The organism is Streptomyces sp. NRRL WC-3618 (assembly GCF_001280005.1).
Lineage (GTDB): Bacteria > Actinomycetota > Actinomycetes > Streptomycetales > Streptomycetaceae > Streptomyces.
On the sequence record NZ_LGDW01000303.1, the window covers coordinates 1 to 20128 of the forward strand.

A 20128-nucleotide genomic window follows, 5' to 3' on the forward strand; every position below is an offset into this window, starting at 1 on the left:
CGCGCAGATACTGCGCGTCGCCACATCCAGCGCGATCGTCAGCTCAGCAGAACCCGTCACCCCATCAGCCAGGACCACCATCACATCCAGCGGAGTGCTGTCCAGCATCACCATCTCACCAGGCCGCAGCGCCACCGTCGGCGTGAACGGAGGAGCCGGCCGTGAGGAATGCCGACGCCGCTGCGCCGCCGTCCCCAGCAGCCCCTGACCGTCCGCGAGCGCATGCACCAACCGGTTGAACGTCGTCACCGGAGGCACCTCCACCACCCCCACGCCGTGAGCGTCCTCCAGAATCCAGCCGACCATCCGCCGCAACCGGCTCAACGTTCCGGTCGACCGCTCCCGCTGCGCCTCCAGCGCCCGCACGATCGCGGAGATCACCCGCTCATCAGCACGCCCCACCGGCGAACGCCGACGGGCCGCCCGGCCATCCACCAACCCCCACAGGCCCTGCTCCCGGTAGCGGGCCCGCATCCGCCGCACCGTCACCGCACTCGCCGGCAGCCCAGCCGCCGTCAGCTCGGCAGCCTTGGCCGCCTCCCGCTCCGCCATGCTGCGCCGAGCCGGATCGAACTCGGCCCGCGGTGCCTGCGCCTGCCCGGGAACCGGAAGCCCCGTCTCCACCTCACGCACATGCCGCTCCCAGGCATACGCCCGCTCGCGCACCTGCTCCGGCAGTTCCTCAAGAAGCCCGAACGGCGCGACATCACGCCGAGGCGCGCCCACCACTTCGAAGTCGGGAGCGGCGAAGAGGTAGTTCACGAGCACCGTGGCCACGGAGTCTTCCGCATCGATCAGCCGGGCGTGAGGTCCTTCCAGCATGACGACCGTCCAGGTCCGCTGCGCGAAGCGCACCCGTGTTCCAGGCTCCAGCATCGCGCCGTTCATGCCTGCCGCCGTCCGACGGTGCGGGCGGCTGTCACGGTCACCCGCTCATGCAGCGGGGCGTCCAGCGGAGCCGACAAGGCGCCGTTCCAGAGCGCGTGGAAGACCACCGGGAGGACCTCGACCGGATCCCCGAGCCCGCGCACCCCCTCGATCAGCGGCCGAGAGCGCTGAAATGCCTCGGCCACGCGCCCCGCCAGGGCGCCGCCCCTGTAACGGGGATGCCGATAACCGGCCAGCCAGGAGAGATTGGCTGCCAGAACCGGATCCGGAGGCCGGGCAATTCTGTACCGCCACCCCACAGAAGCCACAGCGGCAGCCACTACCTCAGCACGATGGGCAAGGCGCCGAGAGACCTCCTCCTGTCCGGCACAGTCGACCAGCAGACCACTGCCGTCATCGAGCCGGGCCATCAGATGCGGGGCGTGCTCCAAACAGGATCCGTCAGGCTCACGCCAGACGAACTCCACAGGGCGGCACGCCACTGCCACTACCTCGGGGTCGTGGTCCAGCAGCATCACCTGCGTCCGCATGACACCCGACCCGTAGCGCACAAGCCGGCCGTCGGTCGCCGACCACCACCAGCCTGGCGCCATCCGCCTTCCAGACCACACGGGAAACGAACGCACCGGACCGCAGTCCTCCAGGCGGACACTGCGCACCAGGTCCACCCACGGCATTCGCTGGCCGATGCCCAGGGGATCGATGAACCGCGCATCGACGGGAGCCAGGGGCGGCTACCGGCTTCGATGTGGCATCCCGCGTCTGCATACACGCTTAACTGCTAATCGCCCCACCCGGTAATGGCCCACCACGTACGAACTGCTCTGACCGCAGCCCGGGCGGGCAGTCGGACTTGGCCACCCTCGGCTGCCTGGGCGGGGCAACAGGTCCTCGGGAGCCACGCTGTGGAACGGAATATTCGGTGGCTGGAGGCCTACCGGCACCGTGCTGACCAGCACCACACCTACGCCCACTCCACGCCCAGCTCCCGCAGCGCGTCCAGCTGCTCCTGGGTGAGTTTGTCCCGCCTGGAACGGACATTCGATGTCCATACGCCGAGCTTGTGCTGGTGTTCCTGGCCGTCGATGACGACGGCTTCGACGTGCCCCCTCGGTACTGCCTTCTGGACACCCTCGCGCTGGACCCACTGGGCGAGGGCCGCCAGGCCGCGCTGGAAGGCTGATGCTTTCCCGGATGCCTTCGCGCCGTCCTTGGCGGCTGGCGCCGGCTGTTCGGCGGGCTGCACTCCCAGGCTCGCGAGTCTTTGCTGCTGCTCCTGGGAGAGTTGGAACCACTCGCGGGACTGTCGCTGGAGCCATCGTCCGAGGTCGTCGCCGTCGAAGAGCACTCCGGGCTCGACGGCCGGGAGGATACCGCCGGGTTCGTCGGCGGTGAGGTCGGCGAGGACGCGGTGGTGGCGTTGCCAGTCGAGGGGCCAGGGGCAGTTCCAGTCGGGGTCGATCGCGGCCAGCTGCGCCGCCCGCGTTGTGGCGCGTCCGGGGTTCTTGCCGAGGCCCTCCCTGCGGCGGAGGTTGGCCATGTGTTCCCCGACCGGGGCCAGTTCGCTGTCGGTGGCACCCCATACGGCGTCGCGTCGGGGGGCGAGGTGGCCGTGCGCGCGGTGGTAGGAGCGCAGGACGGCGAGTTTGGTCTCCCAGGCTTCCTCGCCGGGTTCCCACACCATCCCGGCCTCCGGCGCGTCGAGGAGTTCCTGGCGGTGGTCGTCGAGTTCCCCGGCGCGGTAGGTGCGCCGCTGCTGGTGGACCCACCTGCCCAGGGGGAAGTCCTTCGTCACGCCCACCGTGGTCTCGGTGTCGTAGGGGACGGCGTACAGGCCGGTGATGTGGTGCTCCTTCCGCCAGCGGAGCAGTGCCTGGTAGCCCTCGAGCCACACCAGGGATTCGGGCCGGTAGACGCGTGTGCGCAGGAACGCCGCGATCGTCGCGGGATCGCGGGGGCTGGAGAAGTTCAGCAGCGCGGACTCCACCGCCCCCTGCGTGCTGTCCAGTTCCCCGGCACCGTCACCTTCGCCTCCGCCGCCGGCCCCGACGATGCGTCCGTCCTCGTCGCGGATGAGGTGGTGCGGCTTGGTGCGGGGCTGCCTGGTCAGGGCGTGGGATGCGAGCTGTTCGACGAGGCGTTCCGAGTGGGAGCGCAGGCCCTGGAGGACGGCGGTGAGGGGGCGGAACGAGGCGGAGGCGACCATGTCGTCGGGGTTTTCGCCGGGCTGGAGGAAGACGGGCACGATGATCCGCGCGATCTTGGCGGTGCCGTCGGGGTTCGGCCGGAGGGCGCGGCCGATGTTCTGGACGATCTCGACCTGGGAGCCGCGGGTGTCGGCGAAGCAGATCGCCTCGACACCGCGCGCGCCGGTGATGTCGACGCCTTCGCCCAGGACGCGCACGCTGGCGAGGAAGGCCCGGTGGACGCGTTTGTTGTCGGAGTCGATGCCGTCGGCGAACTGGCGCAGGACTTCGCGGCGTTCGGCGACGAGGTGGTCGCCGCACAGCCATGCCGACCACACCCTCTCTGGGGGCACGTGGCGGCCGGCCTCGAGCTCGTAGAACTCCGCGTCGATCGACGACGCCGGCAGGGCCTCCGCGCCGGCCAGATCCCTGTCGGAAACCTCGGCCTCGTAGAGCCGGGCTGCGGTCTGCGGCATCTTCTGTGCGAACGCGGCGGCTTCCTCGACCCGCTGGTGGAACGTCATGACGGTGCGCAGGTTGCGTGCGGCGGCGTGCTCCAGGAGCGCGGTCTGCAGCAGGGCCAGGCGCCGGCCCCGCTGCGCCTCCTCCGATTCCCCGAGGACGGGGGAGGGGTCGCGGATCTCCAGTACGTCGATCTCGAAGCCGGCGAGGACGCCCCGCTCGACGGCCTCCGACAGCCCGAGCTCGAACAGCCATTCGCCGTAGGGGCCGTCGGGGTCGCTGGCCATCGTCGCGATCTCCAGCTCCCGGCCGTCCGCACCCTTCTGCGGGCGGGGCGAGGCGAGGATGCGCGGGGTCGCGGTCAGATAGAGCCGGAAGTCGGCCGGGATCCGGCTGTTGTCGTGGATCGCCGCCCACGGCCGGCCAAGATCACCAGTGGTTGAGTGGGCTTCGTCGACGACGGCGAGGTCGAAGCCGACCATCGCCTGTCCGTACAGTCGCTCCCCGCCGGCCAGAGCGGCCTCCAGCGGCCCGCGCACCTTCGCCCGGCCCGTGACACCTTCGGGATCCTCGCGGTCCACGAGCGAGGCGTACGTGGCGAACACAACCACCGGCCCGTGCCCCGCCCACAGTGCGAGCTGGATCGGATTGGTGGTGGTCCGCACGCGGAGTTGCTCCAGGACCTCGTCCTTCTCCAGCGAGCACACCGCGACCATCGGCCCGTGGTGGCCGACCCTCCGCCACGCCTGGGCGGTCTGCACTAGCAGGTCGAGGGTGGGGACCATGACGAGGATCCGCCCGCCGCGGAAGCACTCCCGCGCCGCCCACGCGGCGGTGATCGTCTTCCCGGATCCGGTCGCGGAGACGACGGTCCCGCGCAGCCCTTGCGCCGGTACCGGTGACCTCGTGGGGAATCCCGCCCACGCACGGATGCGCGCGTTCGCTTCCACCTGGTGTTCTCGCAGGCTGATCATCACTCAGCTCCCGCCTGGCCGACGGGTTCCGGGCGGTCCTGCGGCGTCAGTTTCCCGGCCGGTGGCTGCTGGAGGGGCGGCGTCTGCTGTTTGCGGCGCCGGCGGTGTTCACGCTGGGCCTGGGCGCGGGCACATTCGCGGGTGCAGTACTTGATGCCGCTGGTGCGGTTCTGCCCGTACGCGGCGCGGCCGCGTTGGCGTACGAAGCTGCGGCGGCAGGTCTCGTTGGCGCACTCGCGGATCGTGGCGTCCTCGGCGAGGTGGTTGTAGAGCTGGAGGAACGCCACGGCGAGGACGGTGGGGTAGCGGTCGCCCAGACTGCCGATGCCGATACTGAACCGCTTCAGGGCGGCGTTCAGCTCATCCACCAGGTCGCCGATCCGCATTCCCAGGACGAGCTCGCGCATATGGTCCAGGTCGCGCGGCCACACTTCGTCCCGATGCGTGTTCTCGGACTGCCACTGCGCCAGCTGTTCCTCGGAGACTTCCGGCTCGATGAGCGCGTCGAGTCCGCCCTCGCGGCGCAGGGCCAGCCAGGTGGTGATGGCCGTCTGGGCCTGCGTCACGTAGAGCGTGGCGAGTTCGCCGTGCAGGGCGAACGGCGCGCGGGGGTGGTCGCGCTCGGTGAGTTCCTTGAGCCGGTCGTACTCGTCTTCGTGCCAGCTCCCGGTGTCGATGCTCCCGCCGAGGTGTCCGTAAGTGCGCATCAAGGCGGCCACTGCGTCGAGGTCTTGGGGGTCGACCTCCATGAACTCGCGCAGGTAGAAGTCCTCCGGCATGGGGACGGTTTGCGCGCGGGAAGGGAGCTGCGGGGTCCAGACGATCCACTCGCCGTCGGCCCGCGCCCCGCGAAGAGGCATCAACTCCGGTGTCGGCACGGGCGTTCCGGGCCAGAGAGTGGGACGAAAGCGTGGGTCAACGTATGCCGCCATGAGGAGCATCATAGCGTCCAGGAGGGTAGGACGAACTATGAATCCTTCGTATCACGCGCAGGGATAGCGGAACGTACCCGAGGGGGAACCGGAGTGACGCAGTGGCAGGACCGCCAGGCGATAGGCGACATGCACGAACGTCGGGTGGCAGCCGCGCTGCGCGCCCGCGGCTGGACCGTCCAGCCCTGCGGACAGGGCACCTACCCGCCCGCCGTACGGGAAGCCCTGAGCCGGACCCGCTCCGCCCTGCGGCACTTCCCCGACCTCATCGCCGCCCGCGGCGCCGACCTGATCACCATCGACGCCAAGGACCGCATGCCCAGCACCGACACCGACCGCTACGCCGTCAGCAGGGACACCGTGACCGCCGGCCTCTTCTTCACCGCGGCCCACGCCCCGACCCCGCTGTACTACGACTTCGGCGACCTGAAGGTCCTCACGCCGGCGGAGGTGGTCCACTACACCGCCCACGCCCTGCGCCACCGCAGCGGCGCCTTCCACCTCGTCCGCACAGAGCAAGCGCACCGCTTCGACGACGTCTTCGGACCGGCCGGCACAGCAGCTGCGGCATGACAGTCACCGCACCCCGCCCTGCCAGCCGTAGAGTGCGGGCCCCGTGGCGGGTCCCGGCAAGCCTGCCGGGCTTTCACCGACGTAGAACCGCCTGCCGCCGATGCGCCCCAGAGGGCAGTCGAGGACCGCACCGGCCCCCGGGGGCTCGGGGAGGCATCGGCGCGATCACGCGGCGGGTGATCGCGCCTCCGCGGCCGGGCATCGGGTGCGAGCGGGGCCGTCCCGGGACACCAATGACCTTGCAGAGAATTATTTCTATTCATGAATTGCATTTCTGTTAATCATGGACTCGGCGTTCCGTTCCGAGAAATTCCTACCGGATAGGATTTCTCGGCCCCGTACTCTGCTTTCGATCGTGAATAGGGCGCGCTCCGCTGGAGACGGTGGCACGGAGGCGCGTTGTGGGCCCGCCACGTTCCTCGACGAAGACGCCGTACGTCATTTCGGGGTCCTCGTCTTTGCTCCAGGTCTCGACCAGCGTGTCCTGCTCGTACGTTTCTGAAGCGGACTTTCGGATCACATCGATCCTGCGGTGAGTGCCCTGGGTGTAGTGCCTCGCTCGTGTTTGTCCACCGTGTCGCCGTCGTACATCTCGGCGGAGCCCTCGTTCCTGTCGGGGCCCTCGGAGAGTGCGCTGCCCAACCCGTGCTCTCTGCACGGCCTTCGCGATGACTTCGATCGCGAAGGCCGTCGGGAGACCTCCCCCAAGTGCTGTGCCGGTGATCAGCCGCCGGACTGTTCATGCCGTAGTGCCGTCACGACGGCATGCCGTCACACGGTGCCGGACGAGCCGGGCAAGCCCGCCCGTTCCCCTGCGGTGCCCAAGGCCTGTCCGGCCCGCATTTACGCAGCTCACCACGGGGTTCCGGGGCCGACCGCGCCTCGACACCCTTGTGTCCTGCATGATCGGGCAGGACACAGGGGCCACCCCGGACGGGAGGGTGCGCCGGGCGGCCAGCGCGGTGCGCGTGAACGAGGCCGGCGTCCGGGTCACCGAGAAGCTGTGGACCCTGACCCAGGCCGGGCTGGACGCGGCGGCCGTGGCCCTGGACCGCCCGGCCCGGGAGATGGGCGGCACCGCGAAGGCAGCGGCAGCCTCCGGCGCGAAGCACGCCCGCGCGGTCACCGACGTCTTGGCCGCGTTCCTGCAGACCCCGCCCGAACCCACGCAGCCCGTCGTACGCAAGATGCTGCCCGCCGCGCCGGCGCCGGCCGCGCCGGACGGGGAGCAGTTGGTGGAGCCCCCGGCGGGGCTGGGGCCGCTCGCCTCCTGGTCGACGGAGGCGGTGCTGCCCACGGGCGGCACCTTCCTGGCCCCCGCCCGCGGTTCGCTGCGCGCCGACATGGTGTTCGCCTCGCCCGGGCACGACCTGGCTCCGCTGATGTTCGTGGAGGTCGACAACGGCACCGAGGGCCCGCCGATCGTCGCGGACAAGATCGAGCGCTACGCGAGGTTCTTCGCCCGCCGCGTCAGCCTCGCCGGGCGCGAGGTGCCGCTGTGGCGGACCGTGTGGCCGGCCCCGGTGCGCAAGGACTACCCGCCGGTGGCGCTGGTGTTCACCACGGACGTCGGCACCGTCGCGATGCAGACCCGCATGCACGAGGTCGGCCAGCTCGCCCGCGACCACTGGCGCGGCGAGTGGAACGGCGACGGCCGCGCGCCCGAGGGCGAGCGGCCGGACGGCTACCGCGACTACGACGCCAAGGTGCCACTGCTCGCCACCACGCTGCGCCTGCTCGCCGCGCACGGTCCGCACGGGCCGGTGTGGTAGCGCTACGGGCATTCGACCTGGCAGACCATCGAGGACGCCCTCGACAACCCCGACGACTACCGCGCGACGCCCGCCGCACGGCCGCAGAGGCCGAACGCGAGCACGCCCGGCTCGAACGGGAAGAACACCGACGCAGGCTGGAGGCGGGGAAGTGGGTCTGCCCGACCTGCCAGCGCTACACCTACCCTGAGGACGGCCTGACGCCCGGCGGCGAGTGCGGTCCCTGCCTGAACTACCGCCGGCGCACCGCGGCCGTTCCGGAGCAGGCCGACCAGCCGCCGACCGGCGGCATCTTCAGCCGGCGCCGTCCTACCTGACTCCGGCGGAAGCGCGTAAGCACCAGGCCCGTACCGATGGGTACGGGCCTGGCTGTCATGTGACGCTCGTCACATTGTGGAGTCGTGCCGTCAAACACTTCTCCGTGAGTCCGTCCAGGCTAAGGAGGCGGGCTCGGTGAACAAAGTAGAGCCGCCGTTTACCTAACACTTCCATGCTTCGGACGGCTCCGGACGGTCCCGGACGCTTCCGGACGTGATGGCCCTGCTCCGGCGGAGAGACCAGCGAGATTCGCTTCCACCGCTCGATGGCGCCGGACGCGGCCAGACGCCCGCCGGACAGGGGTGTTGTCAGCCCTCTCGGACCGCGCGAATGATTAGAGCGCTATGCACCTTATGCCGTGTCAGGAGTATTTCCGTGAAACGGTGTTGACATGCCCGGTGGGGCAACTGGGGGCCGCATAAACCGGAGTTGAGCTTGCTCTAGGAGGGGGCCACACTCATAGGCGCACGGTCACTGGATCTCCGGTGGCGTGTGGGGGTCCGTCAACCCCCGTTCTTCCGTGTCATCCGTCCAGGCTTTGAGTGCAAGATCCGTTGAGAGGCGGGTTCGATGTTTTCGTTGTGGCGTTTTGTTCCGGGTACCGGCTGGGTTCTCCAGCCGGTACCGGTGTCCCCGGGGTGCGTTGTCGGCCCTGACGTCCCCCAGAGGTTCGGCTTCCGGCGGACCCTTCACTGGGTGCGCCGGCTTCTCCGCACCGCGGGTGCCTTCCACACCGGGGCCGCCGTTCTTACGGCGGGCGGGCTGGTATGGATGTGGCTGGCTGGGCACGAGGTCGAGGTGCTGGGTGCCGTGCTGGCAGGAATCGCTGTCGGTGCCTTCCTCTCCGCATACGAGGACCTCAAGCGCGCGGTCCGGCGTCGGCGCGCGCGGCGGCTCTTCGGTTCGGGGGGTGAGCGCGCGTGGTAGCGATCGAGCGCCGCTCGGGTGGCTGGCCTACCGTCACCGGCCGTAACCGGCCTCCCTACCCCACGGTGAGCGAGGGGTTGTGCTGGGAGATCGACTCCCGGGCCGTGCGCCATGGGGAGCGGCTCAGCGTGCGCGAGCTGGCGGAGTCCTCGGGGACGTCCTCGGACCGCGTGATGGCGACGCTCACCGGCAAGAGGGTGCCGAACCGCGATGAACTGGACATGCTCTGCATGGCGCTGGGGCTTCAGGCCGACGACCGTCAGGAGCTCCAGCAGCTCCGTACGCGGGAGGAGACCGAGCGCGCTCACCGTCACCGTGCGGAGATCACCGCGGTCCGGACCCAGGACGGGGTGACCGTATTCGCGGGTGGGGGCACAAACCTCCCGAAGACTGAGCGCCCGAAGACTGTGCGTCCCCGGCAGCCGGTGCCGGCGTTCGGTCAGCCCGACCCGATCCGGGTGTCGAGCCCTGCGGAGCTGGTCCAGGCGATGAACGCCGCGCATGTATGGGGCGGTTCGCCGTCCCTGCGGGAGCTGGAGAGGCGCAGCAAGGGCATCCTGCGGCGCAGCACCATCAGCGACATGCTGCGGGGTGACGCTCTGCCGGACTACGACCGGTTCGTGGCGTTCCTGCGTGCGTGCGGCATCGACGGGGACCACCTCGGCACCTGGGTGTTCATCTGGCGCAGGCTGAAGGCGTTGGAGACTCCCGGGGCCGCTTCCTGGATGCCCGGCGCGGAGCAGACCGCCTCGTAGGGGCCGTCCAGGCGTAAGAAGGTCCGCACCGGTTGGTGCGGGCCTTCTTCGCGTCCTGCCCATCCCTGTGATCCGTAGGCAGCCGCCCCTTGTCCGTCGCGTGTTCCCCAGGCCGGACCCCTTGTCCAATCCGCAGACACGAGGGTGTGCCGTCATGCCGTAGCTACGGCGGGCCGTTGAGACGGCGGTACGGTCTGCCGTTATGGCGATGACGAGAGATGCGCTGCTGAACTGGGCGGCACGCTCGCGGCTGCGGGCCGCAAGACGCTGCTGGTGGACTTGGACGGGCAGGGCAACCTGACCACCGCCCTGAAGCTGGACCGGCTCAATCCGAAGGGGGAGCTGACGCTCGCGTCGGCGATGCTGGAGGGCTGCGACCGGGAGCAGGCGCGTTCCCTGGTGCGCCAGCACTCGGAGAACTTGTTCGTGATTCCGTCCGCGCTGGACCTGTTCACCCTGCCGCGCAAGCTCTCCAGCGTCCGTGGCGGTGCCGAGCACCGGCTGTCGTGGGTGCTGGAGCTCATCGAGGACGACTTCGACCACTGCCTGGTGGACTGCCGCCCGGCCCTGGAGGTCGACACCGACAACGCCCTGACGTGGGCCACGGACGTGCTCATCCCGGTCGACGTCGACGAGTTCTCCATCGAGGCCCTGGAGCTGCTCCTGGGGCAGGTCCACACCCTCGTCACGGACGCCCGGATCGCCCCGCTACCGGGGTCTCGTCATCAACAAGATCGACCGCCCGTTCTCCGGCTTCCACCAGAAGGTCTACGACGCCATACACCAGCTCCCGCTGCCCGTGGTCGGCGAGATCCCGATGCGCACCGCCGTGGCGGAGGCCAAGAACAAGGGCCTGACGATCGCGCAGTACGAACCGAAGTCCGACGTCGCGCGCATGTTCCGCGACCTGGCCGTGAAGGCCGGCTACCTCCCGGAGACCCCCAGCTCATGAGCAGCAAGAAGAACGACTTCGAGGTCAGCACCGGCGGCGTCAACGCCCTGCTGACCAGCCTGTCCGACCGGTTCTCTGGTGAAACCGCAGACCAGAAGCCCAGTGACGGCACAACGGCACAACGGTGGAACGGCACGACGGCAGCGGTGCCCGCGCAGCAGGAGTCGCCCAAGCCGAGCAAGTACACACTGCTCCTGGACCAGGACGACGCCCTCACCCTCGACCAGCTCGCCCTCACCCTGCGCCGCCGCACCGGCCGCCCGGTCGACAAGTCCGAGATCCTGCGCGCCCTCATCCGCCTCGCCGCCGCCGACGACCAGGTCGCCGAGCACCTCGCCCGCGCGCTGGACCGTCGTACGACCTCCTGAACACGACAGCGGCCCGACCATGGCTCTGACCTGCTGTGGTCGGGGCCATGGTCGGGCCGGATGCGGTGCGGCCGGAACGGCATAAGTGCTGGTCAGAGCCGGTTGTCAGTGGTCCCCCCTACTGTGACCACTGTGGATTCCCGGCCCTGATCTGGTGCGCTTCGGGATGTGAGCTGGGCACACGTGGTCAAGCTGGATAGTCCGGACCGAAGTGCGCGTGGTACCTGACCTCTGGAGGTTGCGTTCTGTTCGGCTATGGCCAACGATGTGTGGCCCTGTGAGCTGCGAGTTCGTGACTGAGCTGGAAAGTCACAGCTACCACGAGAATCCCTGTGGATTGTCTTGCGTTTGTGCAGGTCAGAGACGTGCGGGGGAGTGCGGTGTAACTGGTCGGGTGACCGAAGCGTCGGCTTGAGGGAACAGGCGAGCGTCCCGCCTGGCGAGGTGGCTCACGGGTGACCTTGGGCCTGTTGAGCAGCGAGCTCCTCGATGATGCTGGCCTGCTCGCGAATGTCGTCTGCCTGCGCGGGGGTGGGCTCGTACTGTGTGAGGCTGCTGATCTCTGCTCTGGCCGCAGCGATGTCTCCGGTACGGGCGAGGACCACGGCTCGGTGAGACCTGAGTCCGACGATGAGTTCGGGCAGGTTGTAGGCCTGGGTGATGGTCAGGAGCTGCCGGTCGATCAGGCTCAGGGCGGCCTGGGCTTCGTCGAAGCGCAGCAGGGTCTCGACCACGTCCTGGCCGAGGTCGACGGCGGACCGCCAGGCTCCCGTGATCATGTAGAGCTTCATCGCGGGGAACGCGGCGCTGCCGTAGTCGAGTTTGAGCTGACGGCAGCACTTGACATGCATGGCGAAGCAGTCGGCGAGGCGTTTGTAGTCGTCGGGTGTCTCGCTGTCCGAGCAGGCTTGCTGCAGTGCCTCGATGGGTCCGTGGAGGTCGGCCGGGGTCAGGCCGAGGTGATCGCAGTAGGCGTCAGCGAGGTCCAGGGCTGCGGGGCCTGCGGCTCGGTAGCTGCCTGAGTGGTAGAGCCCCTGAACGTAGCCGTAGCGCAGGGCTCGCTCCAGGAAAGAGGGGGCGGGAAGTTCAGCCAGGGCTGTCCTGAATGCAGCATCGAGGGCTTCGATGTCACCGGTGTGCCCGTGCAGAGGGAACTGGCGGGTGGCCACCAGGACCTTCTCGCGTGGTCCGATCCCGCTGCCGCCCTGTGAGACGAGGGCTTCCATGGCGTGGACGTGGCGTGCGTAGGCGTCCCAATCGGTGTCCCCGTATGCCCAGGTGGCCAGCGCACTGTGCGCATCAAGGCGGTCGACGGTGTCCCGACCCGGTTCCTGCGCCACGTCCGCGATCACCGTGCGCAGTTCGCGTGGGAAGCCACCCTCGTAGAAGCCCTCCTGGCTGGTGATCTCCAGCAAGAGGTCGATCTGGCCGGTATCGGCGAGCAGCCGCATCCAGCGGGCCAGCCGCGGCAGCTCCCTGTGGCCCTCGAGAAGACCAGCCAGGGCCTGCTCGACACGGCGGGCGGCTTCCTCAGGCAGGTCATGCGACGCATGGAGGGCCAACGGTGCGGCCGCATCGTGGAGTTTGGCGAGACCGTCGGCGAATGTCTGTACGAGGCCGAGGCCTGCGAGTTCGCGAACGGCCCCGGCCGCGGCAGCGGGACGTGTCGGTCCCGCGGCTGCCGCCAGCTGCTGCAATTCCGGGCTGCTCAGGGGAACTTCGGCGATGGCCATGAGGCCGGCCATCGTGCGTGCCAGCACGGAAAGGTGCCCGAAGGTCTCTGCCAGGATGCGTTCCTGGGCCGTGGGGGCGAGGTGGGTCTGCTCCTGCACCGCCGCGCAGAAGGCGGCACCGTCACCTGCGTAGAGAGTGCGGGTGAGCGCCGCGGAGTTGAGGACGTACAGCGGCAAACCAGCTGTGAGCGCCAAGACCCGCTGTGCGGTGGGGTAGTCCAGGGTGCAGTCTTCGGCAGCGAAGACGGCGGCCACGGTGTCGGTGTCCCAGCCGGGCAAGGACTCGGCGGAGACACCCAGATGCGCGGCGAGCGCGGTCTGCTCCGGGTGGGGGTGGCCCAGCAGCGTGATCCGGGCCGTCGGCAGCGCCTGGACCAGCAGCCGTACGTGGTCGGATGGGAGGACGTGCACGTTGTCGATGACGACCGCGATGGCTGTGTCGTCGTGGGCCAGTCGGCCGTGCACGGCCCGAAGGACGTCGATGCCGGCCCCGCTCGGCAGGCTGACGGCATCGGGCCCGCTCAGGTGCCGGGCAGCAACCTCCCGGGCCAGCGCACCGGGCACCACCGCGGGCGGCATCTGGCCGGCGTCGAAGTAGGTGACCGGGAGCGGGCACCGGGCGGTGGCGTGCGCCGCCCAGGTCGTCTTCCCGGCCCCGGAGAAGCCCGTTACCAGCCGCACGCGCTGCTCGCCCGTCAGCTCCGGTTCGCTGCCATGCGGCCAGTAGACGTCGGGAACCTGGGGGAAGGCCTGCAACTCCTCGACGAACTGCTCGTACAGGGAGGGCAGTTCACTGGCATGGAAGGCTCGCCCATGGGCTCCGGCACTCGCGTACTGGATGCGGGCAGCCAGCTTCCACACCAGCGTCTGCGCTCCCAGGGACCCGAACGGGACCTGGGCGGCCTGCTCGGTGCACCACTGCAGGACACCGGCGAGATCCGCAGCAGCGGGCGGCAGCCACGTCTCCTGCGGATCGGGATGGCCCGGCCACAGCAGCGACACGTCCGCCTGCCAGCCCGGCTGCTGGGTCCGTTGCAGCAGATCCGGACCCGGTGCGGTATTGCTGACCACAACCAGCTTTGGCGTGCCGGGGCGCCGCCCTGCCGTGTGCTCCGCGCGTAGCTTGGCGAACTGGTCGACCGACCCCCTGATGTCGCTCCACATCAGATTGCCCTGCCGGGTCTTGACCTGCAGGTAGAGATACCGATCCGGGAGCACGACCTCCAGGTCCTCGTCCAGCTCCATCAGCAGCGTCTGCGCACCGGCCTGACGCAGCCGCAGCAGGCAGCCCACGGCGTACAGGTTCTGGTAGGTGAATCCGCGGTGCAGGGACGTGATACGCCGAAGTTGCGCCGGATTGAGTGGGGCGGCCGGCTGTGTCGCGCTGTCCTGGGCAGTGCCGCTGGCCGGTGGCGGTTCCTGGTCGTGCACCCCGCCAGGGTAACGGTCCCGCCGAGGTAACGGCTGCGTCGGCCGCGGTGCGGGAGGACCCGGCAGGGGCCCCGCCCCGCGGCGCGAGGCCTCGACCCGGCCCACCGGCAGATCTGCGTGACCTCCCGCACCGTGCGGTTCAGTGCAGGGGCCCAAGGGGCCGGGATCCGGAAAAGACCCGCAGACTGGAACAGCACGCTCTCCCGGGCCTGGAAGGTGAACCTTGCAGGCCGCTCCCGTGGTGACGCATCCCCGTCTGCCGAGATGGCCGTGGGCTTGGCCGACGAAGGCGATGAGAGAGGTCGAGCCTGCCCGGGAATTCTGATCACGCCGTTCCGATCGCGGTGCCGCCGCGCATCGCACAGGGGCCTGCTGCGGGTGCGACCCCCACGCCGCAGCAAGCGCTGACACAGCACGTGGGCCACCCTCCCTGATCGTCACCCGGCCCCGCCCCGACCCGCGAAGAGGCCGCGTGCCAGATGTATCCGGGGCGGGCAACGGCCCCTGACAGTGGCCCCGTTGGCGCATGAAATGCCTGATGAGGCCGTGTTGTCAGTGGCGCGTGGTAGATGTGAAGAAGGAGAGAACTTGTGTGGTTTTCCCGTTAGTTGATCAATATCGAGTGAAGAGGCAGGGCATGGTCGAGACGGAACTTCCCGAGCGGGGGGTGGTGTTCTGGCCGGTCGGCACGGGCGACTCCACCACGATCGTGCTCGGCGGCGACCTGGTCCTCCAGGTCGATCTGCGGGACATGAAGGCCGCCGACGAGAAGGGGGCGGTGGTCGCCGCGGTCATCGACCGGCTGGCGGATACCCTGCCGCGCCCCAACTGGCTGGACGGGAAGACCCCCTACCTCGCGGTGTTCGCCCTGACCCACGCCGACCTGGACCACTGCTGCGGGTTCGGTGACCTGCTGGACAGCGGCATCCTGATCGGGGAGATCTGGGCAACGCCCCGGCTGTGGCGGGAGATCTCCGAGGACACGACCATGTGCGAGGACGCCCAACTCTTCCAGGACGAGGTCGAGCGCCGCGTCGCCGCCACCTTGGAGGCCCTCGAGAACGGTGAGGAGCCCGCCAGCGGCGACCGGGTACGGATCATCGGCTACGACGACGACCGCGACCAGCACTCCTACAGCGAGCTGCCCGACGAGTACTTCACCTTCCCCGGCAAGACGATCACGATGATCGACGGCAACGACCTGTCGGAGACGTTCGAGGCGTTCGTCCACGCCCCGTTCAAGGGCGACTGCGCCGGCGAGCGCAACGAGACCTCCCTCGCCCTGCAGATCCGCATGCACACCGGCGACGGCACGACGGGCCGGCTGCTCCTCCTCGGCGACCTCGCCTACCCCACGATCAAGAAGATCTTCGACAACAGCGAGTACTTCAGCAACACCGACCGGGTGGAGTGGGACCTGCTGCTCTCCCCGCACCACTGCTCCAAGAAGGTCATGTACGCCAAGGGCGAGGACGGCGAGGAGGAGCGCAAGCAGGACATCCTCGACCAGTTCGAAATCTACGCCAGCCCGGACGCGCGGGTGATCGCCAGTTCGCGGCCCTTCCGGGACCAGGACGAGAAGGGCCACAACCCGCCCCATCTGTTGGCCCGTGACGCCTACGAGGAGATCACCGTGCTGCCGGTGCTGTGCACGGGGGAGTACCCCACCCAGGACGAGCCCCGGCCGGTGGTATTCGCCCTGGAGCCCTTCCTCGGGTTCGAACTCGTCGATGTCGCCGAGCTGGAGAGCAAGTCCCTGGTGATGAAGGCCGCGGGCGGTGGCCGTCGGATGCTGGCCGCGCTGGGCACCACCCGCTTCCCGGCTGCCGCCTTCACCGCCACCGCCGCGCTTCCCTCCCCGCGGGCGGCCGCCGCCGCGCGCAGCGCCGTCGAGCAGGCCCGCGGAGACAAGGCCGCACCCGCCACGCCCCTGGGATTCGGTGACGCGTGAGCGACCGCACCACTACGGCCGTCACGGCCGGCCAGCAACTTGCCCTCGACCAGCTCCGGCAGATCACCGGCTCAGCTCGCGGCGGGGTCTTCCTCGCCCATGTGGACACGGCACCCGCCAAGGCCCCCACGGGCTTCGTGGAGGCGCGCATCAGCGTGGGCTGCGCCGGTCTGTCCCGCGCCGAGGGCGGGCTGCGGCTGCGCAGCGAGGAGCCCGTCACGCTCTACATCCCGCCGGACTTCCCCTTCGAGGTCCCGCTGGTGTACACCCGGCACAGCCGCTTCGCCGGGGCCCCGCACGTCGTCTGGGCTCATTTCCCGTGCCTGTACCGCTCCACGGCGACCGAGTGGGACCCGGCCGACGGCATGTACGGGTTCATCACGCGCCTGCTGGACTGGTTCCGGGCCGCCGCGGCCGGGGAACTGGATGCGCCCGGTGAGCCGCTGCACCCACCCCACGCGGTGGGCGACTACGCGGACGGTCTGCTCGTCGTCCGCCGCGACGCGCCTGCCGCCGAGGACGACGAGCCGTGGCTGGGCGCGGCCCTCCTGCATCGCATCAGTGATGAGCGCAGTGACGTGGTCGGCTGGCTCCCCTTCGGCCAACCGTGGCCGCCCACCCTCGCCGATGCCCGCGCCGCAGCCCAACTCCCCAACGGCGCCGAGGTGTTCCTCGCCCCGGCCGTGATCACCGCAGACCACCTGACCTTCGAATACCCCGACACCGCCCGGGCGCTCATCACCGCCCTCGCCCGCGGCCGGATCACCGCACGCATGGTCCTCGGTCTCGTCGGCGTGGCAGCCGACCACAACCGCCGCCTGCGCACTGCCGCCGAGCAGACCGGCCCGGACGGCACACCGCACCCCCTCGCCCCGGTCCACCTGCTGCTGGGCACCCCCTCCCGGGGGACCAGCGGCCACGGCCCCCGCCGGACCCACCTGGTGGCCTGGCACCTGCCCGACTTCGCCGACAAACTCACCCGCCGCGCCGTCACCGCCTACGTCGACCGCCAACTGCCCGAACTCGGCGACGAGATCATGCAGATCGGCGAGGAATGGCTCGACACCCTGACCACCCGGTGGATCCGCCTCTACGAGGCCCGCCCCGAGGTCACCGTCCGCCGCGACCACCACACCCCGGCGGCCTGGCTGCACGGCAAACGCATCCTCGTCCTGGGCGCCGGCGCCCTCGGCGCGCCCGCCGCCGACATCTGCGCCCGTGCTGGTGCCGCCCACCTCACCGTCGTCGACCAGTCACTCGTGCACCCCGGCATCCCCGCCCGCCAGCCCTACGCCGACGCCGACATCGGCTACCCCAAGGCCGATGTCCTGGCCGCCCGCCTCAATCAGATCGCCCCGCATGCCACCCGCATCGAGCCCGTTGTCGCCGACATCACCCGCGGTCTTCCCGCCCTCGACGTGCACTCCTTCGACCTGATCCTGGACTGCACCGCCAACCGCGTCGTCCGGGCCTTCCTCGAACGCGCCCGCCGCACGGACCCCACCCACTGGCCGCACCTGGCCACTGTGATGATCGGGCACCAGGCCACCCGCGGTATCGCCGCGCTTTCACCGCACGGGGCCACCGGCGGCGGCGCCGATGTGCTGCGCCGCACCGCCCTGACCGCCCGCACGGATCCCACCGGTGCCCTGGCCGACATGGTCGAGGACTTCTTCCCCACCGAGCCCCGCACCGAGCTCTTCCAGCCCGAACCCGGCTGCTCGGACGCCACCTTCACCGGCTCGGCCGCCGACGTCACCGCCTTGGCCGGACAGCTCATGACCGGCATCCTCCACGCCCTGAACACTCCCGCCGACCAGCACACCATGGCCGCGCTCACCGTCCGCACCCCGAGCGGCCCCACCGATCCTCAGCCCGCCGGGCCGCGCTGGCTGACATGGCCCAACGACACGATCATCACCGACGACGCCACCGGCTACGACGTCCGCATCGCCCCCGCCGCGCTCGCCGAGATGCGGGCCGAGGCCCGCCGCGGCGCCCGCGTCCGCGGCCCGCGCGTCGAAACCGGCGGCATGCTGCTGGGCGCCATCGACGACTCCACCGGCATCATCTACGTCGACGAGGCCACCGGCCCGCCCCCGGACTCCCTGCTGGCCGAGACCTACTTCCAGCACGGTCTGGACGGCGTCCCCCGCCACCTCGCCGCCCGCCGCACCGCGACCGGCAACACCAGCCGCTTCCTCGGCCTGTGGCACACCCACCCTCACTCGCCGGCACAGCCCAGCGCCACCGACCGCACGGCCATGGAACTGCTGACCCTGCCCCTGGACGACGCCCCCGCCCGCGCCTTGGTCCTCATCGCCGGCGGACCGCAACCCGTCTGGCAGAAATGGCTCGCCACCGGCGACGGACCAGACCTCTACGCCCGCCTCGCCGCCCGCACCACCGCGGCCACCACTCCACCAGCTACAACGGTGCCACCCGGCCGCCCCCGCTCGGCCCTCTGGTGGCCCGGCGGCTACGCCACCCGCCCCACCACCGACAACCCCCTGCCCGCCCCACGCCGATCGGACGATGCCCGCCCATGACCCGCACCATCGGCCTCGCCCTGTCCGGTGGAGGCTCCCGCGCGGCCGCCTTCCACCTCGGCTGCCTGCGCGCCCTCAACGACCGCGATCTCCTCGACCGCATCCGGGTCGTCTCCGGCATCTCCGGCGGATCCCTGCTCGCCGCCCTGTGGGCCTACGGCCCGCCCGACTTCGCCGACTTCGACGCCCACGCCACCGACCTGCTGCGCTCCGGCCTGCAACTCGACATCGCACGCCAGGCGTTCAAGCCCTCCGCGGCCGCCCGCAACCTCACCGCGGCCGCCCGCGCAGGAGCCCGCCAACTGTTCACCCGCACCACCGACATCAGCGTCGCCCGTCCCGCCAACCGCACCGACGCCCTGGCCGCCGTCCTGGCCCGCAAGGCCTTCGCCACTACCACCATGGCCGACGTCACCCACCCCGGCCTGGACGTCGTCCTGACCGCCACCGACCTGGCCACCACCAACGCCGTCCGCTTCGGCAGCGCCCGCAGCGGGTGCTCCCGCTACGGCACCATCACCGAACCCATCCACGTCGCTACCGCCGTGGCCGCCTCCGCCGCCTACCCCGCCCTCCTGCCGGCTCTGGAGCGCACCTTCACCTTCCAGCACCGCGACGGGCACAGCCAGCAGCACACCGTGCTGCTCACCGACGGCGGCGTCTACGACAACCTCGGCCTGTCCGTCCTGGAACCCGGACGCTCACCGCACCACACCCAGCACGTCTACGACGTGCCCTTCATCATCGCGTGCGACGCGGGACTGGGCGAACTCGCCCTGAAGGCACCGCACTTCATGGCCGGACGTCTGAACCGCTCCTTCGCCACCGTCCACCGCAAAGCCCAGGACTCCGCCCGCTCCCGCCTGCACGAATGGGCCGCCAGCGGACGCATCGACGGCTTCGCGCTGGCCTACATCGGCATGAAGGACGACCGTCTGCCCGCGCCGCCTGCCGACCTCGTCCCGCGCAGCGCGGTGGCCACCTACCCGACCAACTTCGCCGCCATGAGCCGCGCCCACTTCGAGGCCATCACCACCCGCGGCGAACAACTCATGCGCACCGTCCTGCCGATGTACGTGCCCTCCTCCCCGTACTGACACGCGGCAGCACGTCCCCCTGGCGACACCTGTCCGGGCCGACCGACCATCACGTGCGGCACTCGGTACGCTCCAGGCGCCAGGCCGGTCACCTGTCGCCGGAGCATGTAAAAGATAAGGAGAGAAACAGCCCAAGCCCGCAGCCTGCGGACGCTAGCCTGTTCCACAGGCCGAGCGCATCGGCCCAAGCCGGGGCCGGCCCATGAACGGCCCACACGGCAAAGGTGCCCGGGCATCCGGAGCGATCAGCCGCATCAACT

The 20128-nt window shown here is 70.1% G+C and carries 12 protein-coding genes and 1 pseudogene; 8 read left to right on the forward strand and 5 right to left on the reverse strand.

Features of this window, described 5'->3' with window-relative positions:
• From ADL01_RS23405 to ADL01_RS23420, 4 genes and pseudogenes are all read right to left on the reverse strand, one after another.
• Nucleotides 1–888 (reverse strand): annotated as a pseudogene (locus ADL01_RS23405) (transposase); the annotation flags it as partial.
• Nucleotides 885–1565, reverse strand: a complete 681-nt coding sequence (locus tag ADL01_RS23410) for a TnsA-like heteromeric transposase endonuclease subunit (RefSeq protein WP_078960707.1) — start codon at nt 1563–1565, stop codon at nt 885–887. The gene ADL01_RS23410 and the pseudogene ADL01_RS23405, both read right to left, overlap by 4 nt.
• A 287-nt stretch (nt 1566–1852) precedes the next feature.
• Nucleotides 1853–4510, reverse strand: a complete 2658-nt coding sequence (locus ADL01_RS23415; RefSeq protein WP_053743985.1) for a DEAD/DEAH box helicase — start codon at nt 4508–4510, stop codon at nt 1853–1855.
• On the reverse strand, nt 4510–5370 hold the full coding sequence (locus tag ADL01_RS23420; protein ID WP_234354769.1) for a hypothetical protein: 861 nt from the start codon (nt 5368–5370) through the stop codon (nt 4510–4512). The genes ADL01_RS23415 and ADL01_RS23420 overlap by 1 nt, the downstream gene beginning before the upstream one ends.
• 165 nt (nt 5371–5535) lie before the next feature.
• On the opposite strand from ADL01_RS23420, the gene ADL01_RS23425 reads away from it, so the two are divergent.
• From ADL01_RS23425 to ADL01_RS46500, 5 genes are all read left to right on the forward strand, one after another.
• Nucleotides 5536–6015 (forward strand): hypothetical protein, encoded by a 480-nt coding sequence (locus ADL01_RS23425; RefSeq protein ID WP_053743987.1) that lies wholly within the window; start codon nt 5536–5538, stop codon nt 6013–6015.
• Nucleotides 6016–6917: 902 nt separating this feature from the next.
• Complete coding sequence (locus tag ADL01_RS23430) at nt 6918–7787, forward strand: replication-relaxation family protein (RefSeq protein ID WP_159049602.1); 870 nt, start codon at nt 6918–6920, stop codon at nt 7785–7787.
• 1014 nt (nt 7788–8801) lie between these two features.
• A complete protein-coding gene (locus ADL01_RS44850; RefSeq protein ID WP_159049603.1) occupies nt 8802–9032 on the forward strand; it encodes a hypothetical protein in 231 nt (76 codons plus the stop codon).
• On the forward strand, nt 9026–9787 hold the full coding sequence (locus tag ADL01_RS23440; protein WP_053743990.1) for a helix-turn-helix domain-containing protein: 762 nt from the start codon (nt 9026–9028) through the stop codon (nt 9785–9787). The genes ADL01_RS44850 and ADL01_RS23440 overlap by 7 nt, the downstream gene beginning before the upstream one ends.
• Nucleotides 9788–10060: 273 nt before the next feature.
• Nucleotides 10061–11107 (forward strand): ParA family protein, encoded by a 1047-nt coding sequence (locus ADL01_RS46500; protein WP_078960709.1) that lies wholly within the window; start codon nt 10061–10063, stop codon nt 11105–11107.
• A 449-nt stretch (nt 11108–11556) separates the two neighbouring features.
• Here the strand turns inward: ADL01_RS46500 and ADL01_RS23455 are convergent, their stop codons facing one another.
• Nucleotides 11557–14271 (reverse strand): hypothetical protein, encoded by a 2715-nt coding sequence (locus ADL01_RS23455; RefSeq protein WP_053743993.1) that lies wholly within the window; start codon nt 14269–14271, stop codon nt 11557–11559.
• A gap of 637 nt (nt 14272–14908) precedes the next feature.
• On the opposite strand from ADL01_RS23455, the gene ADL01_RS23460 reads away from it, so the two are divergent.
• From ADL01_RS23460 to ADL01_RS23470, 3 genes are read left to right on the forward strand one after another with little or no spacing between them, the layout of a single operon-like run.
• Nucleotides 14909–16222 carry a hypothetical protein gene (locus ADL01_RS23460; RefSeq protein WP_053743994.1) on the forward strand — a complete coding sequence of 438 codons (1314 nt, stop codon included), beginning with the start codon at nt 14909–14911 and terminating at the stop codon, nt 16220–16222.
• Nucleotides 16219–18771, forward strand: coding sequence for a ThiF family adenylyltransferase (locus ADL01_RS23465; protein WP_053743995.1), 2553 nt, complete (start codon nt 16219–16221; stop codon nt 18769–18771). Before ADL01_RS23460 ends, ADL01_RS23465 begins: the two co-directional genes overlap by 4 nt.
• Entirely contained in the window at nt 18768–19868 is a 1101-nt protein-coding gene (locus ADL01_RS23470) for a patatin-like phospholipase family protein (RefSeq protein ID WP_053743996.1), read from the forward strand. Before ADL01_RS23465 ends, ADL01_RS23470 begins: the two co-directional genes overlap by 4 nt.
• Nucleotides 19869–20128 lie beyond the last annotated feature (260 nt).

Bases quoted from the DNA above. Each gene is read 5' to 3' on its own strand.
- ADL01_RS23410 (WP_078960707.1), bottom strand. From the start codon at position 1,565: ATGCCGTGGGTGGACCTGGTGCGCAGTGTCCGCCTGGAGGACTGCGGT.
- ADL01_RS23415 (WP_053743985.1), bottom strand. From the start codon at position 4,510: ATGATCAGCCTGCGAGAACACCAGGTGGAAGCGAACGCGCGCATCCGT.
- ADL01_RS23420 (WP_234354769.1), bottom strand. From the start codon at position 5,370: ATGCCTCTTCGCGGGGCGCGGGCCGACGGCGAGTGGATCGTCTGGACC.
- ADL01_RS23430 (WP_159049602.1), top strand. From the start codon at position 6,918: ATGATCGGGCAGGACACAGGGGCCACCCCGGACGGGAGGGTGCGCCGG.
- ADL01_RS23460 (WP_053743994.1), top strand. From the start codon at position 14,909: ATGGTCGAGACGGAACTTCCCGAGCGGGGGGTGGTGTTCTGGCCGGTC.
- ADL01_RS23470 (WP_053743996.1), top strand. From the start codon at position 18,768: ATGACCCGCACCATCGGCCTCGCCCTGTCCGGTGGAGGCTCCCGCGCG.